The sequence below is a fragment of the Enterococcus sp. LJL120 genome (assembly GCF_054871765.1).
On sequence record NZ_JBTXLV010000002.1, the window covers coordinates 315521 to 340859 of the forward strand.

Here is a 25339-nt window from a genome sequence, read left to right on the forward strand (position 1 = left end):
CGCATAAATTTTTTCTCATTTTAATATAGCATATTCCTCTTTTTAAAAATTCTTTCTCAGGGAATTTTCCCGCCCAAATGACACTTATACCAAGAAAAACAGTCGTTTCCCAGAAAGGAGGAAAACTATTGTTTCTGCCCTTTTTTGGCTCTATACTGCAAATTGTAAACGATCACAAAATAAAAAATCTGTTAACCAAAAATAGAAACAGATTTAAATCAAAGGGGAAATATAATATGGGACTAGTATTAGCAAGAATCGATCAGCGTTTAATTCACGGAATTGTTGTTACCCAGTGGGCCGGTGCTACTAAAGCAAAACGTTTAATGGTGGTGGATGATGAAGTCAGCAAAGATGAAGTCCAAAAGGCAGCCATGCGCATGAGTAAACCAGCTGGCACTGGCATGTCAATCATTGATGTTGAGACTGCGATTACGAATTTTAATAGCGGTAAATATGATAGCCACAATGTCTTTATGATTGTTAGGGAACCGGAAACTTTAATTCACTTGGCTGAAGGCGGTGTCAAAATTCCTAAAGTCAATATCGGGATTATCTTTGACGGCGAAGGTAAAGAAACCGTGAAAAAAATGGTTTCTGTGGATGAAAAAGAAGTTGCTGATTTGAAAAAATTAGAAGCAATGGGTATTCCTGTGACCTTCCATTTTGTACCGGGTGATGCAGAAGAAAGTTTAGCAACATATATTAAATAAAAAAGTAAGGTGGCCTTCCCATGGAAATTATACAAGGACTATTAATTATCGCATTATCAATTTGGATGGTCTGGGACCAACAGGGCTTAGTTGTAACAACTTGGTTCCCAATTATGGTAGCACTCTTTGCCGGCATTATTATGGGGGACATGACAACGGCTATGGTCATCGGCGGAACTTTCCAGCTAATGGCATTAGGCGTGGCAAATATCGGCGGCTCCTCCGTCCCTAACTGGGGCTTAGCAGCTTTAGTCGGCATTTACGTTGCCATCCGAACAACAAATAATATTGAAGAAGCTAAGGCTGTTGCATTAGCAGTTGGCGTACCGGTTGGGATGTTGGGAATTCAATTAGATGTTTTAGCCAAAATTTTAAATACCTATGTAACCCACGCGGCTCAAACTGCTGCCAATCAAATGAATTTCAAAAAAATGAATCGTATTTTATGGTTGGGCCCCGTTATCTTCGGTTTAACAACCGCTGTACCGACCGCTCTCTGTGTGTTATTCGGCGACCGGATTGTCAATTTGATTTTGAACTTCGTACCAGAATGGTTTACTAACGGTCTGTCAATTGCCGGCAGTATGCTCCCAGTTGTCGGGATTGCATTATTGCTCCAAGTAATGCCAGTCAAAAAATATCTGACGATGCTTTTATTGGGCTTCGTTTTAGCGGCTTACCTGAATCTGCCAATTCTTGGTGTTTCAATTGTCGGTTTCGCTTTGGCCTATTACTTCTTCACGACTGAAATGAAGAAGAGCAGCCCAGAAGCAGCCACAGAAGTCGGCACAGTTGATGAAGGAGATGACTTTGATGAATAATCCCGAAACAAAATTAACCAAAAAAGATATCAATCAAGCCGCTTTTCGCTATATGTTTATGGCTTGCAACATTTTTAATTACGAAAATCAACAAGGTCCGGCTGTTGTTTACGGCTTGGAAAAAGCGTTGCGGAAGATTCATCCTAATGATGAGGATTATGTCGCTTCAATCAACAATCAGTTTAAGTATTTCAACACAACCACTTGGATGGCCAACCTATTATTAGGGGCCAGTCTGGCAATGGAGGAAAAAGACGGTGTCGATTCATTGGAGGCCGTGCAAAACTTTAAAACCGGCATGATGGGACCATTAGCCGGCGTCGGTGATACCTTGGTTTTGGTCTTGTATCCAACAATCATGGGTTCAATTGCTGCTTACATGGGGCTTGAAGGTAATCCAACAGGAGCGATTATCTGGCTGCTGCTAAACATCTTCTTCTTATTTTTCCGCTTCAAATTATTTTCTATCGGCTATACATCCGGTATCAAATTGGTAACAGCTTTAGGCGCAAAAATTTCAGTCTTCACCGAAGCGGCATCTATTATGGGGCTGACAGTAGTGGGAGCATTAATTCCCTCAGTTGTTAAAATCAATGTCGGCCTAGTCTTTCAATCTGGTGAAGTCGAATTACCGATTCAATCGTAAATTTTAGACAGCATTATGCCAGCTTTATTGCCAGCCTTGTTAACCTTTGCCGTATACAAGCTGATTGCCACCAAAAAAATGAGTGTCATTCAAATCATTTTCGCCGTGATTATTTTAGCTTTAATTCTGTCGTTCTTCGGTGTCTTAACCGTTTAAAAAAATTTAGGAGCCTGTGACATTAGTTTTTTAACAGTTAACATCCCAAACTATCTTATACATGTCTTTGTGGCCTATGACTCTGCAAGACCGAAAACACATTTGCTGATGCGGTCCCGTGGATTCGTACTGCCAATTGACCATATTTAATGGCTCTTGCCAGAGCTTGTTCATGAAGTTTGGTTCTATTTTAACTAATGGCAATGTCACTTTTCATAAAAGGAGTAGCTTATGCGAAAAATTATTTTAGCCAGCCACCATAATTTAGCGGTGGGAATGAAGGATACTTTAGAATATATTATGCCTAACGTCGGCGCCATTACGACTATCGCCGCTTACACCACTAATACGCCGGTTGATCAAGAAATTGCTGATGCATTAGCAGACATCACTGCTGCTGATGAAGCCTTAATTTTTACCGATTTACTCGGCGGGTCCGTCAATCAAAATTTCACTAAATATCTAAACCAACCCAATATCCATGTGATTGCAGGGATGAATTTACCGGTGATTATGTCCTGTTTGCTACCTCTAGGTGATAGTCCAATAGAGCCTGCTCAGTTGCGGCAAGGGGTCGCAGAAGGTCAGCAGCAAGTTATTTATGTGAATGACTACTTAGCCCAACAAACAATCGATGAGGATGATGAATAATGACAGCTGAATGGTGGAAAAATAGTGTCGTCTATCAAGTTTACCCGCAGAGTTTTAAAGACAGTAACAATGATGGCATTGGCGATTTTCAAGGCATCATCGAAAAACTGCCTTATCTAGCGCAGTTGGGGATTGATGTGATTTGGTTGAATCCGATTTTTGATTCCCCTTTAATCGACAATGGCTATGACATCGCTGACTATGAAAAAATTTTACCCCAATATGGCACAATGGCAGACTTTAAAGAATTATTAGCGAAGGCTCATGAATTAAAGATTCGTATTATTTTAGATTTAGTCGTCAATCATACGAGTGATTTACACCAATGGTTTGTTGAATCCAAAAAAGATCAAGATAATCCCTATGCCGACTACTATATTTGGAAGGATCCGCAGCCAGATGGCTCTGCCCCCAATAATTGGGGTTCAACCTTTGGTGGTCCGGCCTGGGAATATGTTGAAAGCCGCAACCAATATTATCTCCATTGCTTTGCCAAAGAACAGCCGGATTTAAATTGGGAAAATGAAACACTTCGTCAAGAAATCTATGCTATGATGCGCAAATGGTTTGCATTAGGCATTGATGGCTTCCGCATGGATGTAATCAGTTTAATCAGCAAAGATCCAGCTTATCCCGATGCTCCTGAGACTTTGGCTTACACCAAATCTTATTACGCCGGTGCTTCAAATGGTCCCCGTGTCCATGAATTTTTACATGAGATGCACCAAGAAGTCCTCAGTCATTACGATGTGATGACGGTTGGCGAAACGCCAAACACTAATAGCAGTCAAGCACAGCTTTACACCTTACCTGAACGGGAAGAATTAAACATGCTTTTCCATTTTGATCATATGCATTTAGACTATGGCAAATACGGCAAGTTTTCTGATATTCGTTTCAAATTAAGTGATTTACGGGATACTTTAAGCGAATGGCAGGAAAAATTAGCTGACGGCTGGAACTCGCTATATTGGAGTAATCACGATCAACCGCGGGCGGTCACCCGCTTTGGTGATGATGGGGAATATCGGGAAATTTCTGCTAAAATGTTAGCCACGCTACTCCATATGATGAAGGGGACCCCTTTTATTTTTCAAGGGGAGGAATTAGCGATGAAAAACGTGCCCTTCACCGATATTTCTGAGTATCAAGATATTGAAACCAAATATTTTTATCAAGAAATGACTGCCGCTGGTGAAACGCCGGCAGCTATTCAAAAGGCTATCTATCTAAAATCCCGGGACAATGCCCGCACGCCGATGCCTTGGAACGGTGAAGCCAACAGCGGCTTTTCCGACGCTAAACCGTGGATTAATTATTCCCCGGACAATCGCTGGATTAATGTTGAGGACACCTTAGCAGATGCAAATTCTGTCTTTTATTATTACCAAAAATTAATTTCCCTTAGAAAAGAATATCCCATCATTCAAATGGGTGACTATCAGCTAATTAATGACAATGATTCAGCAGTCTATAGTTATCTGCGAACCTATCAAGGGGAAACTTTGTTGGTGCTATGTTCCTTCAGCAAAGAAAAGGTCAATGTCACTGTTCCTCAAGAATTAATACTTAAAGATGCACAATTATTAATTCATAATTATTCTGACGTTGCCAAAAAGCCAACCGCTACTATGCCCCTTCGACCATATGAAGCGCTTGTTTATCTTTTAAAATAACCCCCTAAAAACCTGTGGGAAATCGGCTTGATTTCTCACAGGTTTTTTTCTAGTATGGAGGTGAGAGGAGCCTGAGCGCTGATGAATTTCGACCAACATATTAAAATAAATTACGAGAGCCTATCTGAAAATGAACAAGAAATGGTTTACTACATTCGCAACCATCGTCAAGAAGTGATTAAATTATCGATTGTTGAGCTTGGGGATGTGCTGTTATCTTCTAAAAGCTCGGTTTTACGCCTAGCCAAAAAATTAGGTTTTCGCGGCTTTTCCGAGATGAAATACTCAATTGAGCAATCGCTTTTTCAAGCGACGATTGCGCCGACTGATTTAGTTGCCTCCTTAAAAAAAGAAATTGAGCAAACCTTTCAATACGCTGAGCAAACCAATTTCCAGCCTTTATTGGATAAAATCAAACAGGCCAAGCAGCTGCATCTCTATGCGACTGGCTTCACCCAAAATAATTACACTAAAGATTTTGCCAATGATTTATTTTTATCTGGCCGGCCAAATTTTCTGATTTCTGGTGAGACAAATTTTGAAATGATTAGTCAGACGCTTACCGCAGATGACTTAGTGATTGTCACCTCTTTAAGTGGAGAAACGCCGGCCATTAAAGACACCATTCGTAATTTGCAGCTGAACAAAGTACCCATTTGCAGTATCACGGCCTTTGGCAAAAGTTTTCTCGGGGAAGCCGCTGACTTTCAACTGTATTATGAAATCACAGACCTGCCTAGTCCGGTAATCGGCGGCGGCAATTCCATGATTGGCTTAAATATTATTTTGACTATTTTAGCCCGCAAATATCGTGAATTTGTCCTATTTGATGAGTAAATGACTAACTGCCTGAACTTACAAAGAACTGCTTTGATCCTGCAAGACTCCTCTTAAAGTGAGCTTGAGAATCTGTTAGCAGAAGTTTATCTTTGTAAGTTTTTTTGCAATTTTTCTCTACTACCCCTTACATTTCTTGATTTTTCCTTAAGAAAACTTTTCCGCGTTTATTTTCTTCCGTTAAAAATTGTGTTTATTATGAAGACTAATTTTGAAAGGAATGAAGAAAATGTTAGAACTGCATTTAGAATTTGAAACAGCCAATGGAGAGTCGGAAACTTTGGTGGTGTATCAGCCAAACCCTGATTTGACGCCTAAGAAAATCATTGAGCGGATGAGGGAAATTTGCGACTGGCATGGCTTCCAGAAAAATTGCCAACCGCTTTTCATCGGCATTATCGGTGCCAAATATGTTGAGCGCAAGGAGGAACCGGTTTTCAGACTGCTAGGTAAAGATTTAGACCTGTAAGGCTAGGCGCCTTGAAAGTTTCCCTTTTCCCCGCTATAATGCTTAGAGGCCCTGTGCCCACTATGAAAAAAAGCGAGGAAAATAATTCATTGATTACTGTAACTGATGTAAGTTTACAATTTCCTGATCGTAAACTTTTTGATGATGTCACGATAAAATTTACTCCCGGCAATTGCTACGGCTTAATCGGTGCCAATGGTGCTGGTAAATCAACCTTTTTAAAAATTCTCTCCGGCGAATTACAACCGACCACCGGTAATATTTCTTTAGGACCGAATGAACGAATGGCGACATTGCGTCAGAATCATTTCGACTATGAAAATGTTCCTGTGATTGAAACGGTGATGATGGGCCACAAGCGCCTCTATGAAGTCATGAAGGAAAAAGATGCCATCTATATGAAGGAAGATTTTTCTGATGAAGACGGCATCAAAGCCGCTGAATTAGAAGGCGAATTTGCGGAATTGAATGGCTGGGAAGCTGAACCAGAAGCAGCTGTCTTGCTGCAAGGTTTGAATATTCCAGAAGACTTGCACCACCAAAACATGAGCGAGCTGACAGCTGGTCAAAAAATTAAAGTCCTGCTGGCTCAGTCGCTTTTCGGCAAACCCGATGTCCTTTTACTAGACGAGCCGACTAACGGCTTGGATATTCAGTCAATCAACTGGTTGGAAGAATTTTTAATTAATTTTGAAAATACGGTCATCGTCGTTTCCCATGACCGCCACTTTTTAAACAAAGTCTGCACCCATATGGCCGACCTTGATTTCAGCAAAATTAAACTCTATGTCGGCAACTACGACTTCTGGTTGGAATCTAGCCAACTGGCAGCGCGCCTGCAAGCTGATTCCAATGCTAAAAAAGAAGAACAGATTAAAGAATTGCAAGACTTTATCGCGCGTTTTAGCGCGAACGCTTCGAAGTCAAAACAAGCGACCTCCCGGAAAAAAATGCTGGATAAAATCACCTTGGATGATATTCAACCATCATCCCGCCGCTATCCTTTTGTCGGCTTCAAACCCGAAAGAGAAATCGGTAATGATTTATTGCAGGTGGACAATGTCAGTGTGACTATCGACGGCAAGAAAATCTTGGACAATATTTCTTTCACCTTAAACAAGGATGATAAAGTGGCCTTTGTTGCGGAAAATGATATTGTCACGACGACTTTATTTAAAGTTTTAATGGGGGAAATCACACCAGATACCGGCTCTGTCCGCTGGGGTGTTACCACCAGTCAAGCTTATTTACCGAAGGATTCGACTAGCGAGTTTAATTCTGAGATGACGATTTTAGATTGGCTGCGGCAATTTGCCTCAAAAGAAGAAGATGACAATACTTTCTTGCGCAGCTTCTTAGGTCGAATGTTATTTTCCGGCGATGAAGTCTTGAAACCAGTCAACGTTTTATCCGGTGGCGAAAAAGTTCGCTGTCTATTGTCCAAAATGATGCTGTCAAAAGCTAATGTTTTGGTATTAGATGACCCGACTAACCACTTAGACTTGGAATCAATCACTGCTTTAAATGATGGCTTAATTGCCTTCACCGGCTCACTGTTGTTTGCATCCCATGACCATCAGTTTATTCAAACTTTGGCCAATCGGATTATTGCCATCTCCGATAAAGGCGTGGTTGACCGGGCGGAAACAACCTATGATGACTTCTTAGAAAATCCTGAAGTCCAAAAACAATTAGCCACAATGAAATAAAAAATAAACGAGGAGTGAAGTTAGCCTAAAAGCTAATTTTCACTCCTCGTTTTTATTTGCTACTGTCTCACAGCGCCATAGGAAAATAATGCAATACAACCATACCCTGTATGGCTGGTAATCGTTGGGCCTAATGGATATAAATCAAGGCCTTTGACCGGTAGCTGAGCTAAGACCATCTCTTTGACCTTCTCAGCACTTTCAAGGTCACCGGCATATGCTAATAATAATTGCTGTTGTTCTGGATGTTCAATCAGTGCAGTGGTTTCTTCGACAACTTTTTGCAGAGCTTTATTGCGCCCGCGGGTTTTGCCGACATTTTGTAATTTTCCGGCAGCATCGACATTAATAATCGGTTTGACGTTCATCAAACCGCCCAGTGTTGCTGCTGTTTTAGAAATCCGGCCGCCCCGATGCAGATGGTCCAAGTCATCAACGGTCACCCAAGATTGCACCGTCATTTTAATTTTTTCAAGTTCTGCAACGATTTCCGCTAAAGTTAAGCCACTATCCCGCAGCTCGGCTGCCTTCAAAACCAACAGGCCCTGCCCTAAGCTAGCTGCTAGCGTATCTAAAACATAAACTTGCGGGTCTTTATCATATTCCTCCCGCAGCATCTCTACGGCCTGCAGAGCGCTCTGATAAGAACCGCTCAACCCGGAAGAAAAGCACAGGTATAGCACCGGAATATTTTGATCCACATAGCCTTTAAAAAATTCTAAATAGCGTCCGACATTAATTTGAGAAGTCGTCGGCTGCGAGCCCCGCTGAATCTCCGCCAAAAATTTCGAATAATCAAAGGTTTCCCCTAAGTCATCAGGATATTCATGTCCATCCATCTGCACCAGCATGGGAATAAAGGTGACCGCCTTCTCCTGCAGAATTTGATAAGGAATATCACAGCAAGAATCCGTCATAATCTGATACATGGTTTCCCCCCTAAATACTTATTTGTAAATATCATACCATTTTGCAGGTGATTTTACTTCTAAAAAGTTGTTCAACCGTTTGCAGGCAAGCTTCTTTACTAGGAAAATTTTAAAAGCTCTGAAAAGCCGTCTCACGATGACTCTTCAGAGCTTTCTGTTTTAAATCTGTGACCAAACACTTTCCAAAATATTGGTTTGGTTGCGGTCAGGTCCGACAGAGAAGGTTGAAATGCGGACGCCGACTAATTCAGAAATGCGGCGCACATAGTTGCGGGCATTTTCTGGTAATTCACCTAACGTGCGACAGCCAGTGATATCTTCAGACCAGCCAGGTAATTCTTCATAGACAGGTTTACAGCGATTCAATTCCTTCAAGCTTGCAGGGTAATGATAAATCAATTCCCCATCCAAATCATAAGCGGTACAAATTTTGACTTTGTCTAAGCCGCTCAAGACATCGATTGAATTTAAAGAGAGATTGGTAATGCCTGATACCCGTTTAGAGTGACGCATCACAACAGAATCAAACCAACCCACACGCCGCGGACGTCCCGTTGTCGTACCATATTCTTTGCCGACTTCACGAATCTGCTCGCCAGTTTCATCAAATAATTCAGTCGGAAATGGGCCATCCCCTACCCGAGAGGTATAAGCTTTACACACGCCGACCACTTTATTGATTTTCGAAGGGCCAACGCCGCTACCGATGGTTACCCCGCCAGCCACTGGATTAGAAGAAGTCACGAAGGGATAAGTCCCTTGGTCGATGTCCAACATTACGCCTTGGGCCCCTTCAAACAATACACGACGGCCTTCATCTAAAGCATCATTTAAAATCACGGAAGTATCCGTGACATATTTTTTAATTTGTTGACCGTATTCAAAGTATTCTTCAAAAATATCGTCAAAATTCATGCCTTCGCAGTCATACATTTTAGTAAACTGGCGATTTTTGTCTTCCAAATTCATCTGCAGGCGCTCTGCAAAAATTTCTTTATCTAGTAAATCAGCAATCCGAATCCCCACGCGGGCGGCTTTATCCATGTAAGCCGGTCCAATGCCTTTGATGGTGGTGCCGATTTTATTTTCACCCTTCGCATCCTCTTGCAATTGATCTAATTTGATATGATAAGGTAAAATCACATGAGCTCGATCAGAAATTCGTAAATTTTCTGTTGTCACTCCTTGTTCATGCAAATAAGCCAATTCCTTCACCAACGACTTAGGATTGACCACCACGCCATTACCAATGACACTGATTTTATCTTTGTAAAAAATCCCCGACGGAATCAAATGCAATTTGTAAGTCACGCCATCAAATTTGATAGTATGACCGGCGTTGTCTCCACCTTGATAACGGGCAATCACTTCAGCATTTTCACTAAGGAAGTCAGTAATCTTTCCTTTACCTTCATCTCCCCATTGCGTTCCAACAACTACGACTGATGACATACGAACACCTCGTTCTAATTATTTTGTCCTGCATTATTGTAACAATTCTCTATCCCATAAGCAAATAAAACTCGAAAATTATTCGGTTTTTTTTCTCCAAACAAAGGAAAACACGAACTATTTTATTCGTTTTAAAATTTTTTTAAACTTAAAGGTGAACAAGCGTCGGATTTAATAGCTTTATTTTAATAAAACGACTAACCCTTTAAAAATTTCTTTAAATCGGTTACAGTTAATGAAAGGAAAAGTTCACTTTAGTGGGCAGTTTAAAGGGGGGAAATCATGGCCAAGGGTAAAAAGAAGCCGGCAGCAAGAAAAAAAGCAACGAAGAAAAAAAGAATCATTCGCTGGGTGGCCAACATACTAGCCGTTTTACTATTATTAATTGGCTTAGCTTTGATTTTTAATGATTACATAAAAGATTGGCTGATTCAGCAAAACACGGATAAATATGCGTTAGAAACGGTCACGAGAGATGATATTTTGCGCAATCAAAATGCCGATGCGACCTTTGATTTCGATGAAGTGATTCCCATCAGTTCCGAAGCGGTCATTCGCGCGCAATTTGAAAATAATGAATTTGCGACATTGGGGGCGATTGCGATTCCTAGCGTCAACATCAATTTGCCAATTTTTAAAGGGACGAATTACGCCGCATTATTTTATGGCGCCGGTACCTTAAAGGAAGACCAAGTAATGGGGGAGCGCAATTATGCTCTGGCCAGTCATAAAGCCGTCAACAATAGTTTATTGTTTGGCCCGTTAGAAAATGCCCAACTTGGCGATTTAATTTACCTGACCGATTTAGATCGGGTCTTCACCTACGAAATTTTTTATTCTGAAATAGTATCTCCTTATTCCGGCTACTTAATCGACGACGTGCCGGATGAAACATTAGTCACTCTGGTAACCTGTAACGCCTCTGGCAGCATGCGGCTAGTGGTCCAAGGACGATTTGTGGAGGCTGTTTCAGTTGACGATGCCTCACAAGCCATGAATGACGCCTTTAGTGTTAGTTTGAACACTTATTAAATGAAAAGCGCCAGCTAGAAGTTAGTTTTTGAAGCTAACTTTCAGCTGGCGCTATTTTTATGCTTAAGTATTAAAATTCAACTCTTGGCGAGAGGGAGGAAAATTTATTATATTCCTTGATAAACAGCAATTCGACTGTTCCCCTGGCACCGCTCCGGTTTTTTTCAATGATAACCTCGACAATATTGTCATTAGCTGGTGGTTCCGGTACATTGTTGTCATCCTCGCCACCTTCACGATCATAATAGTCATCCCGATATAAAAATGCCACGATGTCCGCATCCTGTTCAATTGAACCCGATTCCCGAATATCACTCAAGACCGGCCGTTTATCCTGCCTTTGTTCCACGCCCCGAGAAAGCTGGGACAAAGCAATGATGGGCACCTTTAATTCCTTGGCGAGCTTTTTCAACTGCCGGGAAATTTCCGAGACTTCCTGTTGACGATTTTCTCGACCGGTACCTTCAATCAATTGCAGGTAGTCAATTAAAATCAAACCAAGATTGCCCCGCTCTTGAGCTAACTTGCGGCATTTCGCGCGAATCTCGGTAATTTTTATCCCAGGAGTATCATCAATGAATATATTGGCTTTTGAGAGGCTTCCCATCGCCATAATCAAATTGGACCACTCTTCCTCTGAAAGCTGTCCTGTCCGCAAATGAGCCGCTTCTATGGAGCCCTCAGCACACAACATCCGATTAACCAGTGACTCTGCTCCCATTTCCAAACTGAAAATGGCTACCGAACGATCCGTCTTCGTGCCGACATTTTGGGCAATGTTCAAGGCAAAGGCCGTTTTACCAACAGCCGGTCGGGCAGCTAAGATAATCAGCTCTTCCGCTTGTAAACCTGCTGTCATTTTATCCAATGCTTGATAGCCAGTTGGCAAGCCCGTGATTTCTTCATTATTTAAAGACAGGCGTTCAATATTTTGGACGGAGGCAGTTAAAACGTCCGCAATTTGTAAAAAGCCGCTGCGATTGCGTTTTTCGGCCACTTCTAAAATGCGGGTTTCGGCATCATCTAAAATGGATTGAACATCTTCCCCTTGCTCGAAGCCTTTGGTGACAATGGAGGTCGCTGTTTGAATTAGATTTCTTAAAAGAGATTGCTCTTCAACAATTTTGGCATAATAGCCAATGTTTGCTGCAGTCGGAACACTCATCACTAATTCCGATAAATAATCCAGTCCACCAGCATCTTCTAAAAGATTATTTTGCTCCAGCTGAGCTTTTACTGTCACAAAGTCAATAGCTTCATTGCGATCACTCAACGTGTTCATCGTTTCAAAAATAATCTGATGACTGCGGCGGTAAAAATCTTTGGCTTCAATAAATTCTAAAGCATCCGGCAAAGCATCCGCTTCTAAAAAAATGGAGCCTAAGACGGCCTGCTCTGCTTCAATATTCTGTGGCGGCATACGATCTTGCCAAACTTCTGCCATTTTAAACGCTCCTACTCAGTACCTTCAAATTGTACTGCAATCTAGTCTACCTATTGTAACGAAAAAAAAAGCAATCCGCAACGAGGCAGGATTGCCGGAATCATTAAGATTTCCTTTACTCTTCGGTCACATGAACCGTGATGGTTGCTGTGACTTGCGGATGTAATTTGACTGGGACTTTTGTATAGCCCAACGCTTTGATTGGTTCATTCATTTCCATTTTACGTTTGTCTAATTTCAGTCCAAACTGCTTATTGAAGGCATCAGCAATTTGCTTAGAGGGAATGGAGCCAAACAGACGGCCGTCTTCACCGGCCTTAGCTTTTAGTTCAACCACAGTCTCTTCTTTGTCGATTACAGCTTTTAATGCTTCTGCTTCTGCTAAAATTTCTGCTTGATGTTTTTCTTGGGCTTTCTTTTGACCGGCAACTTCGCTTAAAGCGCTGCGATTAGCTTCTTTAGCCAAATTATTTTTCAGTAAATAATTTTGTGCATAGCCAGTGGGAACCTCTTTGACTTCCCCTTTTTTCCCTTTGCCTTTTACGTCTTGCAAGAATACTACTTTCATAATCAACTACTCCTCTTCATATAATTCATTGATATTTTCATTAATCGCTTTCAGTAGAACTTCCTTGGCCTGATCAATGGTCATATCACTTAATTGGGTAGCGGCATTGTTGAAATGGCCGCCGCCGTTTAATTTCTCCATAATCATCTGCACATTAATTGTACCAGAACTGCGGGCACTTATGCCAATCAATCCGTCAGTTCGCTTAGTAATTACAAAAGCCGCATTGATTCCGTACATTGAAAGCAATGTATCTGCGGTCTTAGCAGCCGTCACACTGTCGTATTTGGACGTTTCAGCCCCATTTGCGACAACGATATCAGATGTGACAAACTCGCTCTTAGCAATCAATGAGCTGATTTCTAAATAGTTGCTTAAATCAGTTGAAATCAAATAGCGAATCATCGGAGCATCTGCACCTACACTGCGTAGATAACTGGCAACATCAAACGTTCGCGCGCTAGTCCGCACTTCAAAACTCTTCGTATCAACCACCATTCCAGCTAACAATAAAGTTGCTTCCATCTTGTCAAGGTAATTTACTTGACTGCTTTGTTGTTGAACCAGTTCAGCAACTAATTCAGAAGCTGACGAAGCCGAAGATTCGATATATGTCAACAAAGGATTTTCAGGAAACTCCTCGCCTCTGCGGTGGTGATCAATGATGACGATGTTTTGAAATTTCTCATAGAGCTTCTCGGAGATGGATAGTGATGGCTTATGGTAATCAACCATCACTAGCAATGAATTCTCCTTAACATTTTTCATCGCATCCTCTGGCGAAACCAGACGCTGCTCCAATTCAGGGACCTTATGGATTTCCTGCAAACAACGTTGTACATCAGGAATAATTTCCGTTTGATCTAAAACAATCCAGGCTTCCTTCTTTGAAAATTCAGCTAGCGCATAAACGCCATACGCCGAGCCCAAGGCATCCATATCTGGATAACGATGCCCCATGATGTAAATATCTGTTGCCTGTGAAAAGATCCGTTGCAAAGCGGTGCTAATTGCCCGACTACGAACACGCGTTCTTTTCGTCTTAGCTGAAGACTTCCCACCAAAATACATTGGCTTCGCATTATCAGCTACATCTTTAATCACAACCTGGTCACCGCCTCGTATTAAAGCCATATCCAAGTTATTTTGGGCAACATCGCCAATTTTGTCCAAGCTGCCTTCCCCATAGGAAATCCCGATACTGATAGTTATTGGAAAATTTTGATTCTCAGCTTCTTTTCGCAAGATATCCAGCAAATCAAACTTTTTCTCTTTCATCTTAGTCAAATCTTCATAGCGGCTGATAAAAAAATACTTTTCTGCATTCAGCCTTTTGACATAAACACCGAAGTCCTCCATCCAATCAGAAACCAGCGTGGTCAAAAAGGAATTAAAATAAGAAATTTCTTTATCATCCATTTTATCTACAGCATCATCATAATTATCAAAGGATAGCACTCCAACAACTGGCTGGCTGTCATAAATCCGCGCCTTTATAGTTTCTTCCTCAGTAATGTCAAAAAAATAAGCCAATTGCTTTTCTGCGTCAAAACTTACTCGATAAGTATTGCGACCTAACTTGAAGGTGTCTTTATTGGATTTCAATAACTCAATCATGGTTGTTGCAAATTCTTTCCCGTCGATACTTTTTTCAGTAAACATTCGATCCGCATAAGAATTTAACCAATCAATTTCTCGTTTATCATTCCAAACAACAATTCCCATCGGCATTTTGGAAGAAACATAGGAAATCGTATCTACCGCCTGTCGATTGGCCTCTTTAATCTTTTCATCATCCTTCAATTGTATTGAACGCGTGACAAAAAAATAAATGACCAGCATCAATATATCTAGCAAGAAGAGAATGCTGGTGATTAAAACCTGATAATTCACAAAGAAAACGTTGACTAAAACCAACTGGAGAATGCATAAGCAAGCCAACAGGATTAAACTATTCTTGATTCTCTTTTTTATTTTATTCATGGCCTCGCCTCTCAAAATATATGCTATATTTTATCACAAAACCTTATCTCTGACGAACTTTACTCTTCAAATGTTTCACGTGAAACATTTGAAGAGTAAAGAGTGGAATTATTTGATTTTGTGTTTCATGTTGGAACGTATGTGTTTTATAGTTGGGATTAGGTGGTTTGGCAAAATGGGAATAGCTTGTGTTGTTGAGTTTATCTTTTAAATTAAGTCAAGTATGCTTAATTTTTTTGTGGAATTCAAATGCTAATCTTGTTGTCTTTTGTTGAACATTTTAGAAGTCGGATTTATTTTAAAACGTGTTAGAAAGTAAAACTCTTAGTGAAACTAATTTTAAATCGGTCATCCATTTATCAATCTATTTATTTACACTTTCATTTGAAGGGAATTTTTGCTGTGTAATTTTTATGTAACATCGATCATATATAATGAGATTTCCAATATAATTCCAAGTTATGCTAAAAATAATATACACTAGATAACCTGAAATTAGCTAATACTTGCTTCATGTGTTAGTTTGTCTTTTACAGATAATAAAAAAGATTTCCTAGTATCATGTAGTTAAAATGAAATGTTTTAATACTATTTATTTGATTTATATCTTAATGATAATTCTATGACGTTAAAATACATTATTTTCCAACTACCAGAGTTATCGCTTAAATCCTCATATACTTTTAAAGCTTGTAACAAGTAAGATTGTTTTATACCTCAAGCCTATATTACTTATCATATAATACTACAATGCAATGCTACACTGTACAATTTTCAAGAAAATGAACTTTTGTATTCTTTTCAAATTGTGTCAAATGATCTTTTTCGACTCATTTCCACAAATCAGTTAAGCCTTTAATAGTTAATTCGACATTTTTTTCCATAAATTGTCGTTACTAGTAACTCTATAAAATCAAAAAGCTTCTGTATGATGCAATTTATCAATAATATCCCGATTTCCTATACCGTCAGTTTCTGCCTATAACGAAGCTATTCTTTCCTATAAATAATATTTCAAAAATATTCTTCCAAAGAAAAAGGTGTCTAATGTATAAAACAGTTCCATGAACACATATACTATTTTTAATTTTTCCAGCGCTGCACCATTCAATTCCTTACAAATAAAATAATCTTCATGACACAAAAAAAAGAACAGAAATTAATTTCTGTTCTAGAAGTATCTTATATTGTTAGAAAAATGAACTATTATTCTTCCCCTACGAAAGGTAAAAGACCCATGATTCTTGCTCTTTTAATTGCAACAGTTAATTTTCGTTGGTTTTTAGCGCCAGTACCTGTTACACGACGTGGTAAAATTTTGCCACGTTCAGAGATAAATCTTTTTAATAATTCAGTATCTTTATAATCGATGTATTCAATGTGATTAGCTGCGATATAATCTACTTTACGACGTTTACGTCCGCCTCTTCTTTGTTGTGCCATCCTATTTCCCTCCTATCAAAAATTTTTAGAATGGTAAATCATCATCAGAAATATCAATGCTTGAATTATTTTCAAATGGATCAGCATCGCGGCTGAAGTCCGGCATTGTATTTTGTGGTGATGATCCTTGAGATGTTTGATTAAAACTATTTCCGCTATTGTTAAATTGATTGTTTTGATTACCACCAAAATTAGCATTGCTGCTATTGTTGTTGTAACCGCCACCTGCTGAGCCTGAGCCTTGACGCTGCTCAGAAGCATTACGAGATTCTAACAATTGGAAATTGTCTGCGACAACTTCAGTTACATAAACTCTCTGACCTTGTTGATTTTCATAATTGCGGGTTTGAATGCGTCCGGTCACTCCTAAAAGAGTTCCCTTACGGGCATAATTAGCCATTGTTTCCGCAGGCTTACGCCAAATCACACAGTTAATAAAATCTGCTTCACGATTTCCATCTTGGTTTGTAAAATTGCGATTTACTGCTAGAGTAAAAGTCGCAACAGCCGCACCATTTGATGTGTAACGCAAATCAGGGTCTTTGGTGAGTCTACCAACTAGTACAACGTTATTAATCAACTAGTTCATCTCCTTCTCGTAAAAATGAATGTTTCACGTGAAACATTACGCTTCGATTTTAACAATCATATGACGAATGATATCTTCATTGATTTTTGCAAGACGATCAAATTCATTGATTGCATTTGCATCTGAAGCAGCAGAAACGTTCACGATGTGATAGATACCTTCACGGTGACCATCCATTTCATACGCAAGACGACGTTTTTCCCAATCTTTAGATTCTAGAACTTCTGCTCCATTATCTTTTAAGATAGTATCGAAACGTTCAACTAATGCAGTTTTTGCTTCTTCATCAATGTTCGGACGAATAATGTACATAATTTCATACTTCGTAACTTGGCTCATTGATTTTCACCTCCCTATGGACTTTAGGCCTTTATTCTTTGATAAAGGCAAGGAGAGTTTTCTACATTGTAGACTACTCACAATTTATCATTATACACAAAATTCTCCATCATTACAACAAATAAATTTTTTTCTCGCTTATTAATAAATTCGCAATTTGAACTATTTTTCTTGAAGAACAGCAAAAAAAGCTGTGAAATTAGTTTTGCAAAGAGAAGTAATTTTCTGAAATAATCAATCAATTAACAAGATTGCTAATCAATTTTATTTCGTAAATTTTTCTTTGCGTTTACTAATCTCACAGCTGTCTTACTTAATGAACAATAGTTGTGTTACTATTCTTCATTCGTTTCATTTGTATTTGAATCAGAATCCGTTGCTTCTGTTGACTCAGCTGCTTCTTCTGGTTCAACAACTTCAGCATCAACAATCGCCATTGTGACAACTTTGGCTTCATTTTCCATCTTCATCACCCGCACGCCTAAAGTAGCTCGTCCCGTTTGAGAAACATTGCTGACGTTAAAGCGAATAATAACACCTTTATCGGTAATCAACATGATGTCTTCATCGCCGGAAACAGTTGTTAGACCAGCTAGAGGACCATTTTTACTAGTGATATTGGCGGTTTTAATTCCTTTACCACCACGGCCTTTGACTGGATACTCACTGACAGCAGTGCGCTTGCCATAGCCATTTTCAGTGATCACTAAGACTTCTTGGTTTTCATCCATGATAGCTGCGCCGACAACAAAGTCGCCTTCCCGCAGACGAATACCACGCACACCCGAAGCGGTCCGACCCATATCACGGGCTGCCGTTTCTGCAAAGGTCACAGAATAGCCTAAGTGAGTCCCGATGATAATATTTTTCTCACCGTTCGTCTGGATAACATTTACCAGCTCGTCATCGTCCTTCAGACCAATAGCAATTAAACCATTGCTACGGACATTTGCGAAGGCTGTCACACTCGTGCGTTTCACGGTTCCTAATTTAGTAGTAAAGAATAGGTAGTTGCCTTCTTTAGCTTCTCCTGTAACCGCAATGATTGCCTGAATGCTTTCGTTGGAATCAATTCCCAGTAAATTAATAACTGGAATTCCTTTGGCAGTCCGACCGTATTCAGGGATTTCATACCCCTTCGCCCGATAAACTTTCCCAGTGTTGGTGAAGAATAGCAATGTATCATGGGTAGAACAGCTAATCAGATTTTTAACAAAATCATCATCGTGAACGCCCATCCCTTGAACTCCACGACCACCGCGTTTTTGCGCTCTGAATTCAGAGTTCGCTAAACGTTTGATGTAGCCGTTATTAGTTAAGGTAATCACGATATCTTCTTCTTCGATTAAGTCTTCATCTTCTAGACTCAAGACCTCTCCGACTAATAATTCCGTGCGGCGGGCATCGCCGTACTTGCTATTGATTTCGCCTAATTCTGTTTGAATAATTTCAACAACCCGTTGCGGATTGTCCAAAATATCTTTCATGTCGGCAATGAAGGCCAATAATTCTTGGTATTCATTTTCGATTTTTTCCCGTTCCAAGCCGGTTAAACGACGTAAACGCATATCCAAAATGGCTTGCGCTTGCCGATCAGAAAACTCGAAACGCTCAATCATGGTTGATTTAGCTTCATCATCAGAATTTGAACCGCGAATGATTGCGATAATTTCATCGATGTGGTCTAGAGCAATTCTTAAACCTTCTAAAATATGTGCTCTAGCTTCCGCTTTTTGCTTATCAAATTCAGTCCGGCGAACAATAACTTCTTTTTGGTGTTCGATGTAATTTTCTAAAATCTGTTTCAAATTTAGAATTTTCGGCACGCCTTTTTCAATGGCTAACATATTGAAGCCAAATGAAGTTTGCAGTGAAGTCATTTTATATAAATTATTCAAGATAACAGAGGCGCTGACATCCCGACGTACATCAATAACAATCCGCATTCCTTCCCGGGAGGATTCATCCCGTAAATCGGTAATGCCTTCAATTCGTTTATCCCGGTGCAGCTCAGAAATCCGTTCAATCAGCCGGGCCTTGTTGACCATGTAAGGCAGTTCCGTCACCAGAATCCGTTCCTTACCGTTAGGCATCTCTGTGACCTCAACACGAGCTCTCAGGGTAATGGAACCTTTACCTGTTTCATAAGCTCGGCGGATACCCGATTTACCCATAACTAAACCAGCTGTTGGAAAATCTGGCCCAGGTAAAACTTCCATCAGTTCAGCAATTGTCGTTTCCGGATTTTCCATTAACAAATCAATAGCGCTGACTACTTCTGATAAATTGTGGGGCGGAATATTGGTGGCCATCCCTACGGCAATCCCGGTAGTTCCATTGACCAAAAGATTTGGGAAACGTGCCGGTAAAACATCCGGCTCCCGCTCAGTATCGTCGTAGTTGCCGTGGAAATCAACGGTATTTTTATTGATATCCCGCAGCATTTCCATCGCAATTTTACTCATGCGGGCTTCGGTATACCGCATTGCTGCCGCACCGTCGCCATCGACTGAACCAAAGTTACCGTGACCGTCAACTAATAGATAACGATAGCTAAAGGTTTGCGCCATCCGTACCATGGATTCATAAATGGCACTGTCGCCGTGGGGGTGATATTTACCCATAACATCCCCGACAATTCTGGCAGATTTTTTATGGGGTTTATCAGGGGTTACACCTAATTCATTCATTCCGTATAAAATCCGGCGGTGGACCGGTTTCAGACCATCCCGCACATCCGGCAAAGCCCGAGCAACAATGACGCTCATGGCATAATCAATGAAGGATTCCCGCATTTCACTGGTTAAATTGACGTCATGAATATTCTCTTTAAACTCTTCACTCACGAAATTCTTCCTCCTATTTCGTTCGCACAATTTGTGATTGTAATTACTGGAAAAAATTATCCAATTAAAACTTGGAACTGCTCCTTGAAATAACCAGAGCAATTTTTTTGTTAAAATTTTTAAACTTTTTTCCAGCATTGCCAATCACATTTTGCGCAAATTTAAACTTAGACTCTGTCCAAATTAAATATCCAGATTTTTCACGTAGTGGGCATTTTCTTCGATGAAGGCCCGTCGTGGTTCTACCCGATCACCCATCAGCATTTCAAAGACTTGGTCGGCTTCAATCGCATCATCGACACTGACCCGCAGCATCATGCGGTTTTCTGGGTCCATCGTGGTTTCCCATAATTGATGGTCATCCATTTCCCCAAGACCTTTATAACGCTGTACGTTGGGTTTTGGCGAGGCTGGTAAAGCTTCAATTGTCTGCTGTAAAATTTCCTCAGCCTTTTTCCCTGGTTGTATGTAGGTAATTTTCTTCCCTTGTTTCACGCCATATAAAGGTGGTTGAGCAATGTAAACATAACCGGCTTCCACGATTGGCCGCATATAACGGTAGAATAATGTCAACAGTAAGGTCCGAATGTGGGCGCCATCGACGTCGGCATCGGTCATGATAACTAATTTATGGTAGCGGGCTTTTGCCACATCGAAATCAGCGCCAAAACCAGTACCCATAGCGGTGAACAGTGAACGAATTTCTTCGTTAGCCAAAATTTTATCCATGCTAGCTTTTTCAACGTTTAAAATTTTACCGCGAATCGGCAAAATCGCTTGGAATTCCCGGTTACGCCCCTGCTTAGCAGAACCGCCGGCGGAATCTCCTTCGACGATAAACAATTCGCATTTTTCCGGATCGTTTGACGAGCAATCTGCTAATTTACCTGGTAGATTGCTGATTTCTAAAGCCCCTTTGCGGCGGGTTACTTCCCGCGCCCGTTTAGCTGCTAAGCGGGCTTTTGAAGCTAAAATCCCTTTTTCCACGACTTTGCGGCCAATGGTTGGATTTTCAAATAAAAATTTTGAAAAATATTCAGAGAATAAACGATCGGTCACTGTCCGAACTTCTGAGTTGCCTAACTTAGTCTTGGTTTGCCCTTCAAACTGTGGCTCTGGATGTTTGATGGAAATAACTGCCGTCAAACCTTCCCGAACATCTTCGCCGGAAAGATTTTCATCGTTGTCCTTCATGATTTTTTGCTTGCGGGCGTAATCATTAATCACCCGCGTCAAGGCTGTCTTAAAACCAAATTCATGGGTTCCGCCTTCATAGGTATGGATATTGTTGGCAAAACTCATTAAATTGGTGTGGTAGCCATCGGTATATTGCATGGAAACTTCCACGATAATATCTTGAGATTCCCCTTCAATAAAGATGGGTTCTTCAAACAAAACGTTTTTATTTTGATTTAAAAATTCAACGTAGCTCTTGATTCCGCCTTCGTAATGGTATTCTTTGAATTTTGGTTCAGCTTCCCGTTTGTCGGTAATCGAGATTTTCAAGCCTTTATTTAAAAAGGCTAATTCTCTGACACGGGTTGCAAGTTTATCAAAATTAAACTCAACACCCTCTTTGAAGATTTCGGGATCTGGTACAAAGTGGACCGTTGTTCCGTGACGGTCAGTTTCGCCAATCATTTTTAAATCGGCTACAACTGCGCCTCGTTTGAATTCTTGGTAATAAACTTTGCCTTCTTTATAGACTTTGACGTCTAAATGAGTGGACAGAGCATTTACCACGGAAGCCCCAACACCATGCAGACCACCGGAAACTTTATAGCCGCCACCGCCGAATTTCCCACCGGCGTGCAATACGGTAAAGACGGTTTCCACTGCAGGACGACCCGTTTTCGCTTGGATATCAATCGGAATCCCCCGACCATCATCGATAACGGTAATACTGTTGTCTTCTTCAATTACTAAATCAATTGTTTTAGCAAAACCAGCGAGGGCTTCATCGATACCATTGTCGACAATTTCCCAAACTAGGTGGTGCAGGCCTTCTGTGCTGGTGGAACCGATATACATACCAGGACGTTTGCGCACGGCCTCCAAGCCTTCTAAAACTTGGATTTGACTGGCGTCATATTCTTTTGCTTTATCTAATAAACTTTTTTCTTCTTCTGTCATTCAGACTCTTCCCTTTCTATGCTGCCTTGGGTCACATAAAAAATTTCCGGTGTGACCGCCATCTTCCCTTTAATGTGTTCCAGGGTGGTGGTGGTTAAAAATGTTTGAACCTTCCCTTCGATCGTCTCCAGCAATTGCATCTGACGCTGATCATCCAGTTCACTCATCACATCATCTAATAATAAAATCGGGTATTCTCCCGTTTGGGCCTTCATTAAATCAATTTCGGCTAATTTGACGCTGAGAGCAGTCGTTCGTTGTTGGCCTTGAGAACCATAGGCCTGCACATCCTCCTCATTGACGCGAAAAATCAAATCATCTCGGTGGGGACCCACCGAAGTGGCGGTTTTAAAGAGTTCCCGTTGCCGATTTTTCGTTAGCGTGGCAAAAAAAATTTCACGAATCTCTTCGGTGCTCTGTCCTTTGGTAATTCCTAGCGAGCTGAGATACTCAATTTTTAAGGTTTCCCTTTGATTGCTGATTTTTTGATGAATTTGGTTCGCCCAAAATTCCAGCTCCTCGATAAATTTTAGCCGCTGAAAAAGAACCTTGCTGCCAAAATCCGCCAGCTGTTCCGACAAAATATCTAAATACAATAAATCCTTTTGCTTTTTATCAGCAAGTTGTTTGAGATATTGATTGCGTTGCTTGAGAATTCCCTGATATTGCACCAAATCATAGAGATATAATGGATTGATTTGACCCAGTTCCATATCGAGGAATTTGCGGCGTAATGCGGGGCTGCCCTTGACTAATGAGAGGTCTTCGGGGGCGAATAAAATCACATTCATCTGGCCAATATAATCGCTTAATTTTTTCTGCTCTAAATAATTGACCTTTGTTTTGCGACCTTTTTTGGATAATTGAATTTCTAAAGGGATTTTGCTGGTTTTCTTTTCGATAACGCCTTTGACGGTGGCTAAATCAGCGCCCCAACGAATAATCTCCTGCTCGTGACTCGTGCGGTGACTGCGGGTCATGGCTAAAAAATAAATGCTCTCCAATAAATTGGTCTTGCCTTGAGCATTTTCCCCTAAAAAAATAGTGAGGGAACGCTGAAACGTCAGGTCGACTGTCTGATAATTGCGATAATTTTTTAAAGACAGTTCAGTCAGCTTCATTCTCAGCCTGTTCCTTTTTTACCATAAAAAAAGTACCTATTTCAGGTATCTCCACCATCATATTTGGATAAAGTTTGCGGCCCCGGCGATTTTCCGGTTCGCCGTCGACAAAGACAGCTTTCTCCGCTAAAAACCATTTCGCTTGACCGCCGCTGGAAATCACACTGATTTCCTTTAAGAGTTGGCCTAACGTCATGTACTCAGATTCGAGATAGACATTACTTTTCACAAGCATCCCTCATTTTCATAAATCTTACATATATTATACCATTTTACAGAGAGAAAACCAAATTATCCCGCCATAAAATTGCCTATGAGCAGATTTAATTCATTTAAATAGTTTTTAACCCAAAATAAAAAAAAGGCTTAAAATTGAATTTAAGCCTTTTTAAACGATTTTATTAAAATATCAGCTAGTTCTAACAGGTGTAATCAGCTGTGTAAATTGCTGACTGTCTTCTGTCGGTGTTAACGTGAAGGGACGAATTGGTGAAATAAAATTGACGGTGATATTCATATCGCCAAAGGCCCGCAACGCATCCTTCATATAATCAGGATTGAAGGAAATTTCCAGTGGATCTCCCGTGACTGCTTCATAGTTTAAAGCTTCTTCGACTTTCCCGATTTCCGGACTATTTCCCGATAAGACCACCGCTTCAGAAGTAATCGATAATTTCACGATGTTATTGCGGCTTTCATGGGATAGTAACGACGCCCGTTCAATGGCCGACAATAAACTTGGAACGGAAAATTCGATGGTCGTATTGAAGCTAGTCGGAATCAATCGATTGGTGTCAGGATAATTCCCTTCTAATAAACGAGAGTAGAAGGATAGGGTCTGGGTTTTAAAGAGCACTTGATTTTCCATGATGGAAATTTCAACCATTTCCTCATCGTTTGCTAAAGAGCGGGATAATTCCGTTAAACTTTTGCCGGGAATCACGATATTAAAATCTTCCCCTTGGTGAATCGGAATAATCCGTTGGCTCATCCGATGGGAATCTGTAGCGACAGCCAATAAAGAATTATCCGCTAAAACAAAATGAACCCCAGTTAAAATTGGCCGGCTTTCATGCTGTGAAACAGAAAAAACTGTTTCGCTGATTAATTTATTTAAGACATGGACCGGCAATTGCATTTGGTTGGTTGTACTAACCACTGGTAAATGCGGGTAATTGTCAGAGTCCAAGCCGTTAATGGTGAAATTCGCTTTACCGGAAGTAATCGCAACTTGGCGACTTTCCAAAACTTCTAAAGTAAATCGATCCTCTGGCAGCTTGCGGATAATTTCTCCGAAGAAGCGGGACATTAAGACGATTGCGCCAGTCGATTCAATCGTTAAATCAGCTTTTTCAGTTTCAACACTGAGAAAGGTTTCAATGGAAATATCGGCATTGCTCCCGGTTAACGTCAGGCCCTCCGAATCTAAACTAATTTTAACCCCAGTTAAAATCGGAATTGTAGTTTTACTGGAAATTGCCCGTTGAACAGTTTGCAATTCAGCGAGGAAAACATTGCGGGACATAGTAAATTTCATTTTCGACACTCCTTGTTGTAATAAATTCATGATGCAATTAAAGCCACGCTCTGTTAAATGGAACATAGCAGATTTATTGATAGCTTTTTTATTATAAAGAATTTTTCAAGATTAAGCGAATCAAGTTGGTCTGTTTTTTAGGTTTCAACATCCTGCTGAGAAGCAGTCTGTTTAGTTAATTAGTATATAAAATAAATAAAAGTAGTAGTAGGCCCTGTTTATATTGTGGAAAACTCTGGAAAGCC

At 40.5% G+C, this 25339-nt stretch carries 21 protein-coding genes and 1 pseudogene; 9 read left to right on the plus strand and 13 right to left on the minus strand.

Features of this window, described 5'->3' with window-relative positions; genetic code table 11:
- Positions 1–236: 236 nt before the first annotated feature.
- The 8 genes and pseudogenes from ACYSNU_RS04650 to ACYSNU_RS04685 all read left to right on the plus strand — a co-directional run bounded on the left by ACYSNU_RS04650 (position 237) and on the right by ACYSNU_RS04685 (position 7678).
- Positions 237–713 carry a PTS system mannose/fructose/N-acetylgalactosamine-transporter subunit IIB gene (locus ACYSNU_RS04650; RefSeq protein WP_461736037.1) on the plus strand — a complete coding sequence of 159 codons (477 nt, stop codon included), beginning with the start codon at positions 237–239 and terminating at the stop codon, positions 711–713.
- Positions 714–733: 20 nt separating this feature from the next.
- Complete coding sequence (locus ACYSNU_RS04655; protein ID WP_461736038.1) at positions 734–1534, plus strand: PTS mannose/fructose/sorbose/N-acetylgalactosamine transporter subunit IIC; 801 nt, start codon at positions 734–736, stop codon at positions 1532–1534.
- Positions 1527–2336: pseudogene (locus ACYSNU_RS04660) on the plus strand (PTS system mannose/fructose/sorbose family transporter subunit IID). Before ACYSNU_RS04655 ends, ACYSNU_RS04660 begins: the two are co-directional and overlap by 8 nt.
- Positions 2337–2567: 231 nt before the next feature.
- Complete coding sequence (locus ACYSNU_RS04665; RefSeq protein ID WP_461736039.1) at positions 2568–2987, plus strand: PTS sugar transporter subunit IIA; 420 nt, start codon at positions 2568–2570, stop codon at positions 2985–2987.
- Complete coding sequence (locus ACYSNU_RS04670; RefSeq protein ID WP_461736040.1) at positions 2987–4663, plus strand: glycoside hydrolase family 13 protein; 1677 nt, start codon at positions 2987–2989, stop codon at positions 4661–4663. Before ACYSNU_RS04665 ends, ACYSNU_RS04670 begins: the two co-directional genes overlap by 1 nt.
- 81 nt (positions 4664–4744) lie before the next feature.
- A complete protein-coding gene (locus ACYSNU_RS04675; protein ID WP_461736041.1) occupies positions 4745–5500 on the plus strand; it encodes a MurR/RpiR family transcriptional regulator in 756 nt (251 codons plus the stop codon).
- 229 nt (positions 5501–5729) lie between these two features.
- Complete coding sequence (locus ACYSNU_RS04680) at positions 5730–5969, plus strand: DUF2922 domain-containing protein (RefSeq protein ID WP_461736042.1); 240 nt, start codon at positions 5730–5732, stop codon at positions 5967–5969.
- Positions 5970–6058: 89 nt separating this feature from the next.
- Entirely contained in the window at positions 6059–7678 is a 1620-nt protein-coding gene (locus ACYSNU_RS04685; RefSeq protein WP_461736167.1) for an ABC-F family ATP-binding cassette domain-containing protein, read from the plus strand.
- 59 nt (positions 7679–7737) lie between these two features.
- On the opposite strand, the gene ACYSNU_RS04690 is transcribed toward ACYSNU_RS04685, so the two are convergent.
- Together ACYSNU_RS04690 and ACYSNU_RS04695 are read right to left on the minus strand one after the other, a co-directional pair.
- A complete protein-coding gene (locus ACYSNU_RS04690; RefSeq protein ID WP_461736043.1) occupies positions 7738–8607 on the minus strand; it encodes a DegV family protein in 870 nt (289 codons plus the stop codon).
- 159 nt (positions 8608–8766) lie between these two features.
- Positions 8767–10059 carry an adenylosuccinate synthase gene (locus tag ACYSNU_RS04695; protein WP_461736044.1) on the minus strand — a complete coding sequence of 431 codons (1293 nt, stop codon included), beginning with the start codon at positions 10057–10059 and terminating at the stop codon, positions 8767–8769.
- Positions 10060–10341: 282 nt separating this feature from the next.
- Here ACYSNU_RS04695 and ACYSNU_RS04700 point away from each other — a divergent pair, with 282 nt between their 5' ends.
- Positions 10342–11091: a class A sortase gene (locus ACYSNU_RS04700; RefSeq protein ID WP_461736045.1), complete on the plus strand. Its 750-nt coding sequence runs from the start codon at positions 10342–10344 to the stop codon at positions 11089–11091.
- A 70-nt stretch (positions 11092–11161) separates the two neighbouring features.
- Here ACYSNU_RS04700 and dnaB read toward each other — a convergent pair whose 3' ends face one another.
- The 11 genes from dnaB to dnaN all read right to left on the minus strand — a co-directional run bounded on the left by dnaB (position 11162) and on the right by dnaN (position 25094).
- Positions 11162–12535 (minus strand): replicative DNA helicase, encoded by a 1374-nt coding sequence (gene dnaB / locus ACYSNU_RS04705; RefSeq protein ID WP_461736046.1) that lies wholly within the window; start codon positions 12533–12535, stop codon positions 11162–11164.
- A gap of 115 nt (positions 12536–12650) precedes the next feature.
- Positions 12651–13103, minus strand: coding sequence for a 50S ribosomal protein L9 (rplI, locus tag ACYSNU_RS04710; protein WP_265459425.1), 453 nt, complete (start codon positions 13101–13103; stop codon positions 12651–12653).
- Positions 13104–13109: 6 nt separating this feature from the next.
- Complete coding sequence (locus tag ACYSNU_RS04715) at positions 13110–15086, minus strand: DHH family phosphoesterase (protein WP_461736047.1); 1977 nt, start codon at positions 15084–15086, stop codon at positions 13110–13112.
- 1206 nt (positions 15087–16292) lie between these two features.
- Positions 16293–16529 carry a 30S ribosomal protein S18 gene (gene rpsR, locus ACYSNU_RS04720; protein ID WP_265459427.1) on the minus strand — a complete coding sequence of 79 codons (237 nt, stop codon included), beginning with the start codon at positions 16527–16529 and terminating at the stop codon, positions 16293–16295.
- Positions 16530–16554: 25 nt separating this feature from the next.
- Positions 16555–17109, minus strand: coding sequence for a single-stranded DNA-binding protein (gene ssb, locus ACYSNU_RS04725; protein ID WP_461736048.1), 555 nt, complete (start codon positions 17107–17109; stop codon positions 16555–16557).
- Positions 17110–17154: 45 nt separating this feature from the next.
- Positions 17155–17457, minus strand: a complete 303-nt coding sequence (rpsF, locus tag ACYSNU_RS04730) for a 30S ribosomal protein S6 (RefSeq protein WP_265459429.1) — start codon at positions 17455–17457, stop codon at positions 17155–17157.
- A gap of 335 nt (positions 17458–17792) precedes the next feature.
- Complete coding sequence (gene gyrA, locus ACYSNU_RS04735; RefSeq protein WP_461736049.1) at positions 17793–20303, minus strand: DNA gyrase subunit A; 2511 nt, start codon at positions 20301–20303, stop codon at positions 17793–17795.
- A 183-nt stretch (positions 20304–20486) separates the two neighbouring features.
- Positions 20487–22436, minus strand: coding sequence for a DNA topoisomerase (ATP-hydrolyzing) subunit B (gyrB, locus tag ACYSNU_RS04740; RefSeq protein ID WP_461736050.1), 1950 nt, complete (start codon positions 22434–22436; stop codon positions 20487–20489).
- Positions 22433–23557 carry a DNA replication/repair protein RecF gene (recF, locus tag ACYSNU_RS04745; protein ID WP_461736051.1) on the minus strand — a complete coding sequence of 375 codons (1125 nt, stop codon included), beginning with the start codon at positions 23555–23557 and terminating at the stop codon, positions 22433–22435. The genes gyrB and recF overlap by 4 nt, the downstream gene beginning before the upstream one ends.
- Positions 23544–23786: a S4 domain-containing protein YaaA gene (gene yaaA, locus ACYSNU_RS04750; RefSeq protein WP_265459433.1), complete on the minus strand. Its 243-nt coding sequence runs from the start codon at positions 23784–23786 to the stop codon at positions 23544–23546. The genes recF and yaaA overlap by 14 nt, the downstream gene beginning before the upstream one ends.
- 180 nt (positions 23787–23966) lie before the next feature.
- Entirely contained in the window at positions 23967–25094 is a 1128-nt protein-coding gene (gene dnaN / locus ACYSNU_RS04755; protein WP_461736052.1) for a DNA polymerase III subunit beta, read from the minus strand.
- Positions 25095–25339 lie beyond the last annotated feature (245 nt).

What these genes read in the sequence shown, in the direction of transcription:
- ACYSNU_RS04650 (WP_461736037.1), top strand. Translation starts at nt 237, where the DNA reads ATGGGACTAGTATTAGCAAGAATCGATCAGCGTTTAATTCACGGAATT.
- ACYSNU_RS04655 (WP_461736038.1), top strand. Translation starts at nt 734, where the DNA reads ATGGAAATTATACAAGGACTATTAATTATCGCATTATCAATTTGGATG.
- ACYSNU_RS04665 (WP_461736039.1), top strand. Translation starts at nt 2,568, where the DNA reads ATGCGAAAAATTATTTTAGCCAGCCACCATAATTTAGCGGTGGGAATG.
- ACYSNU_RS04670 (WP_461736040.1), top strand. Translation starts at nt 2,987, where the DNA reads ATGACAGCTGAATGGTGGAAAAATAGTGTCGTCTATCAAGTTTACCCG.
- ACYSNU_RS04675 (WP_461736041.1), top strand. Translation starts at nt 4,745, where the DNA reads ATGAATTTCGACCAACATATTAAAATAAATTACGAGAGCCTATCTGAA.
- ACYSNU_RS04680 (WP_461736042.1), top strand. Translation starts at nt 5,730, where the DNA reads ATGTTAGAACTGCATTTAGAATTTGAAACAGCCAATGGAGAGTCGGAA.
- ACYSNU_RS04690 (WP_461736043.1), bottom strand. Translation starts at nt 8,607, where the DNA reads ATGTATCAGATTATGACGGATTCTTGCTGTGATATTCCTTATCAAATT.
- ACYSNU_RS04695 (WP_461736044.1), bottom strand. Translation starts at nt 10,059, where the DNA reads ATGTCATCAGTCGTAGTTGTTGGAACGCAATGGGGAGATGAAGGTAAA.
- ACYSNU_RS04700 (WP_461736045.1), top strand. Translation starts at nt 10,342, where the DNA reads ATGGCCAAGGGTAAAAAGAAGCCGGCAGCAAGAAAAAAAGCAACGAAG.
- dnaB (WP_461736046.1), bottom strand. Translation starts at nt 12,535, where the DNA reads ATGGCAGAAGTTTGGCAAGATCGTATGCCGCCACAGAATATTGAAGCA.
- rplI (WP_265459425.1), bottom strand. Translation starts at nt 13,103, where the DNA reads ATGAAAGTAGTATTCTTGCAAGACGTAAAAGGCAAAGGGAAAAAAGGG.
- ACYSNU_RS04715 (WP_461736047.1), bottom strand. Translation starts at nt 15,086, where the DNA reads ATGAATAAAATAAAAAAGAGAATCAAGAATAGTTTAATCCTGTTGGCT.
- rpsR (WP_265459427.1), bottom strand. Translation starts at nt 16,529, where the DNA reads ATGGCACAACAAAGAAGAGGCGGACGTAAACGTCGTAAAGTAGATTAT.
- rpsF (WP_265459429.1), bottom strand. Translation starts at nt 17,457, where the DNA reads ATGAGCCAAGTTACGAAGTATGAAATTATGTACATTATTCGTCCGAAC.
- gyrB (WP_461736050.1), bottom strand. Translation starts at nt 22,436, where the DNA reads ATGACAGAAGAAGAAAAAAGTTTATTAGATAAAGCAAAAGAATATGAC.
- recF (WP_461736051.1), bottom strand. Translation starts at nt 23,557, where the DNA reads ATGAAGCTGACTGAACTGTCTTTAAAAAATTATCGCAATTATCAGACA.
- dnaN (WP_461736052.1), bottom strand. Translation starts at nt 25,094, where the DNA reads ATGAAATTTACTATGTCCCGCAATGTTTTCCTCGCTGAATTGCAAACT.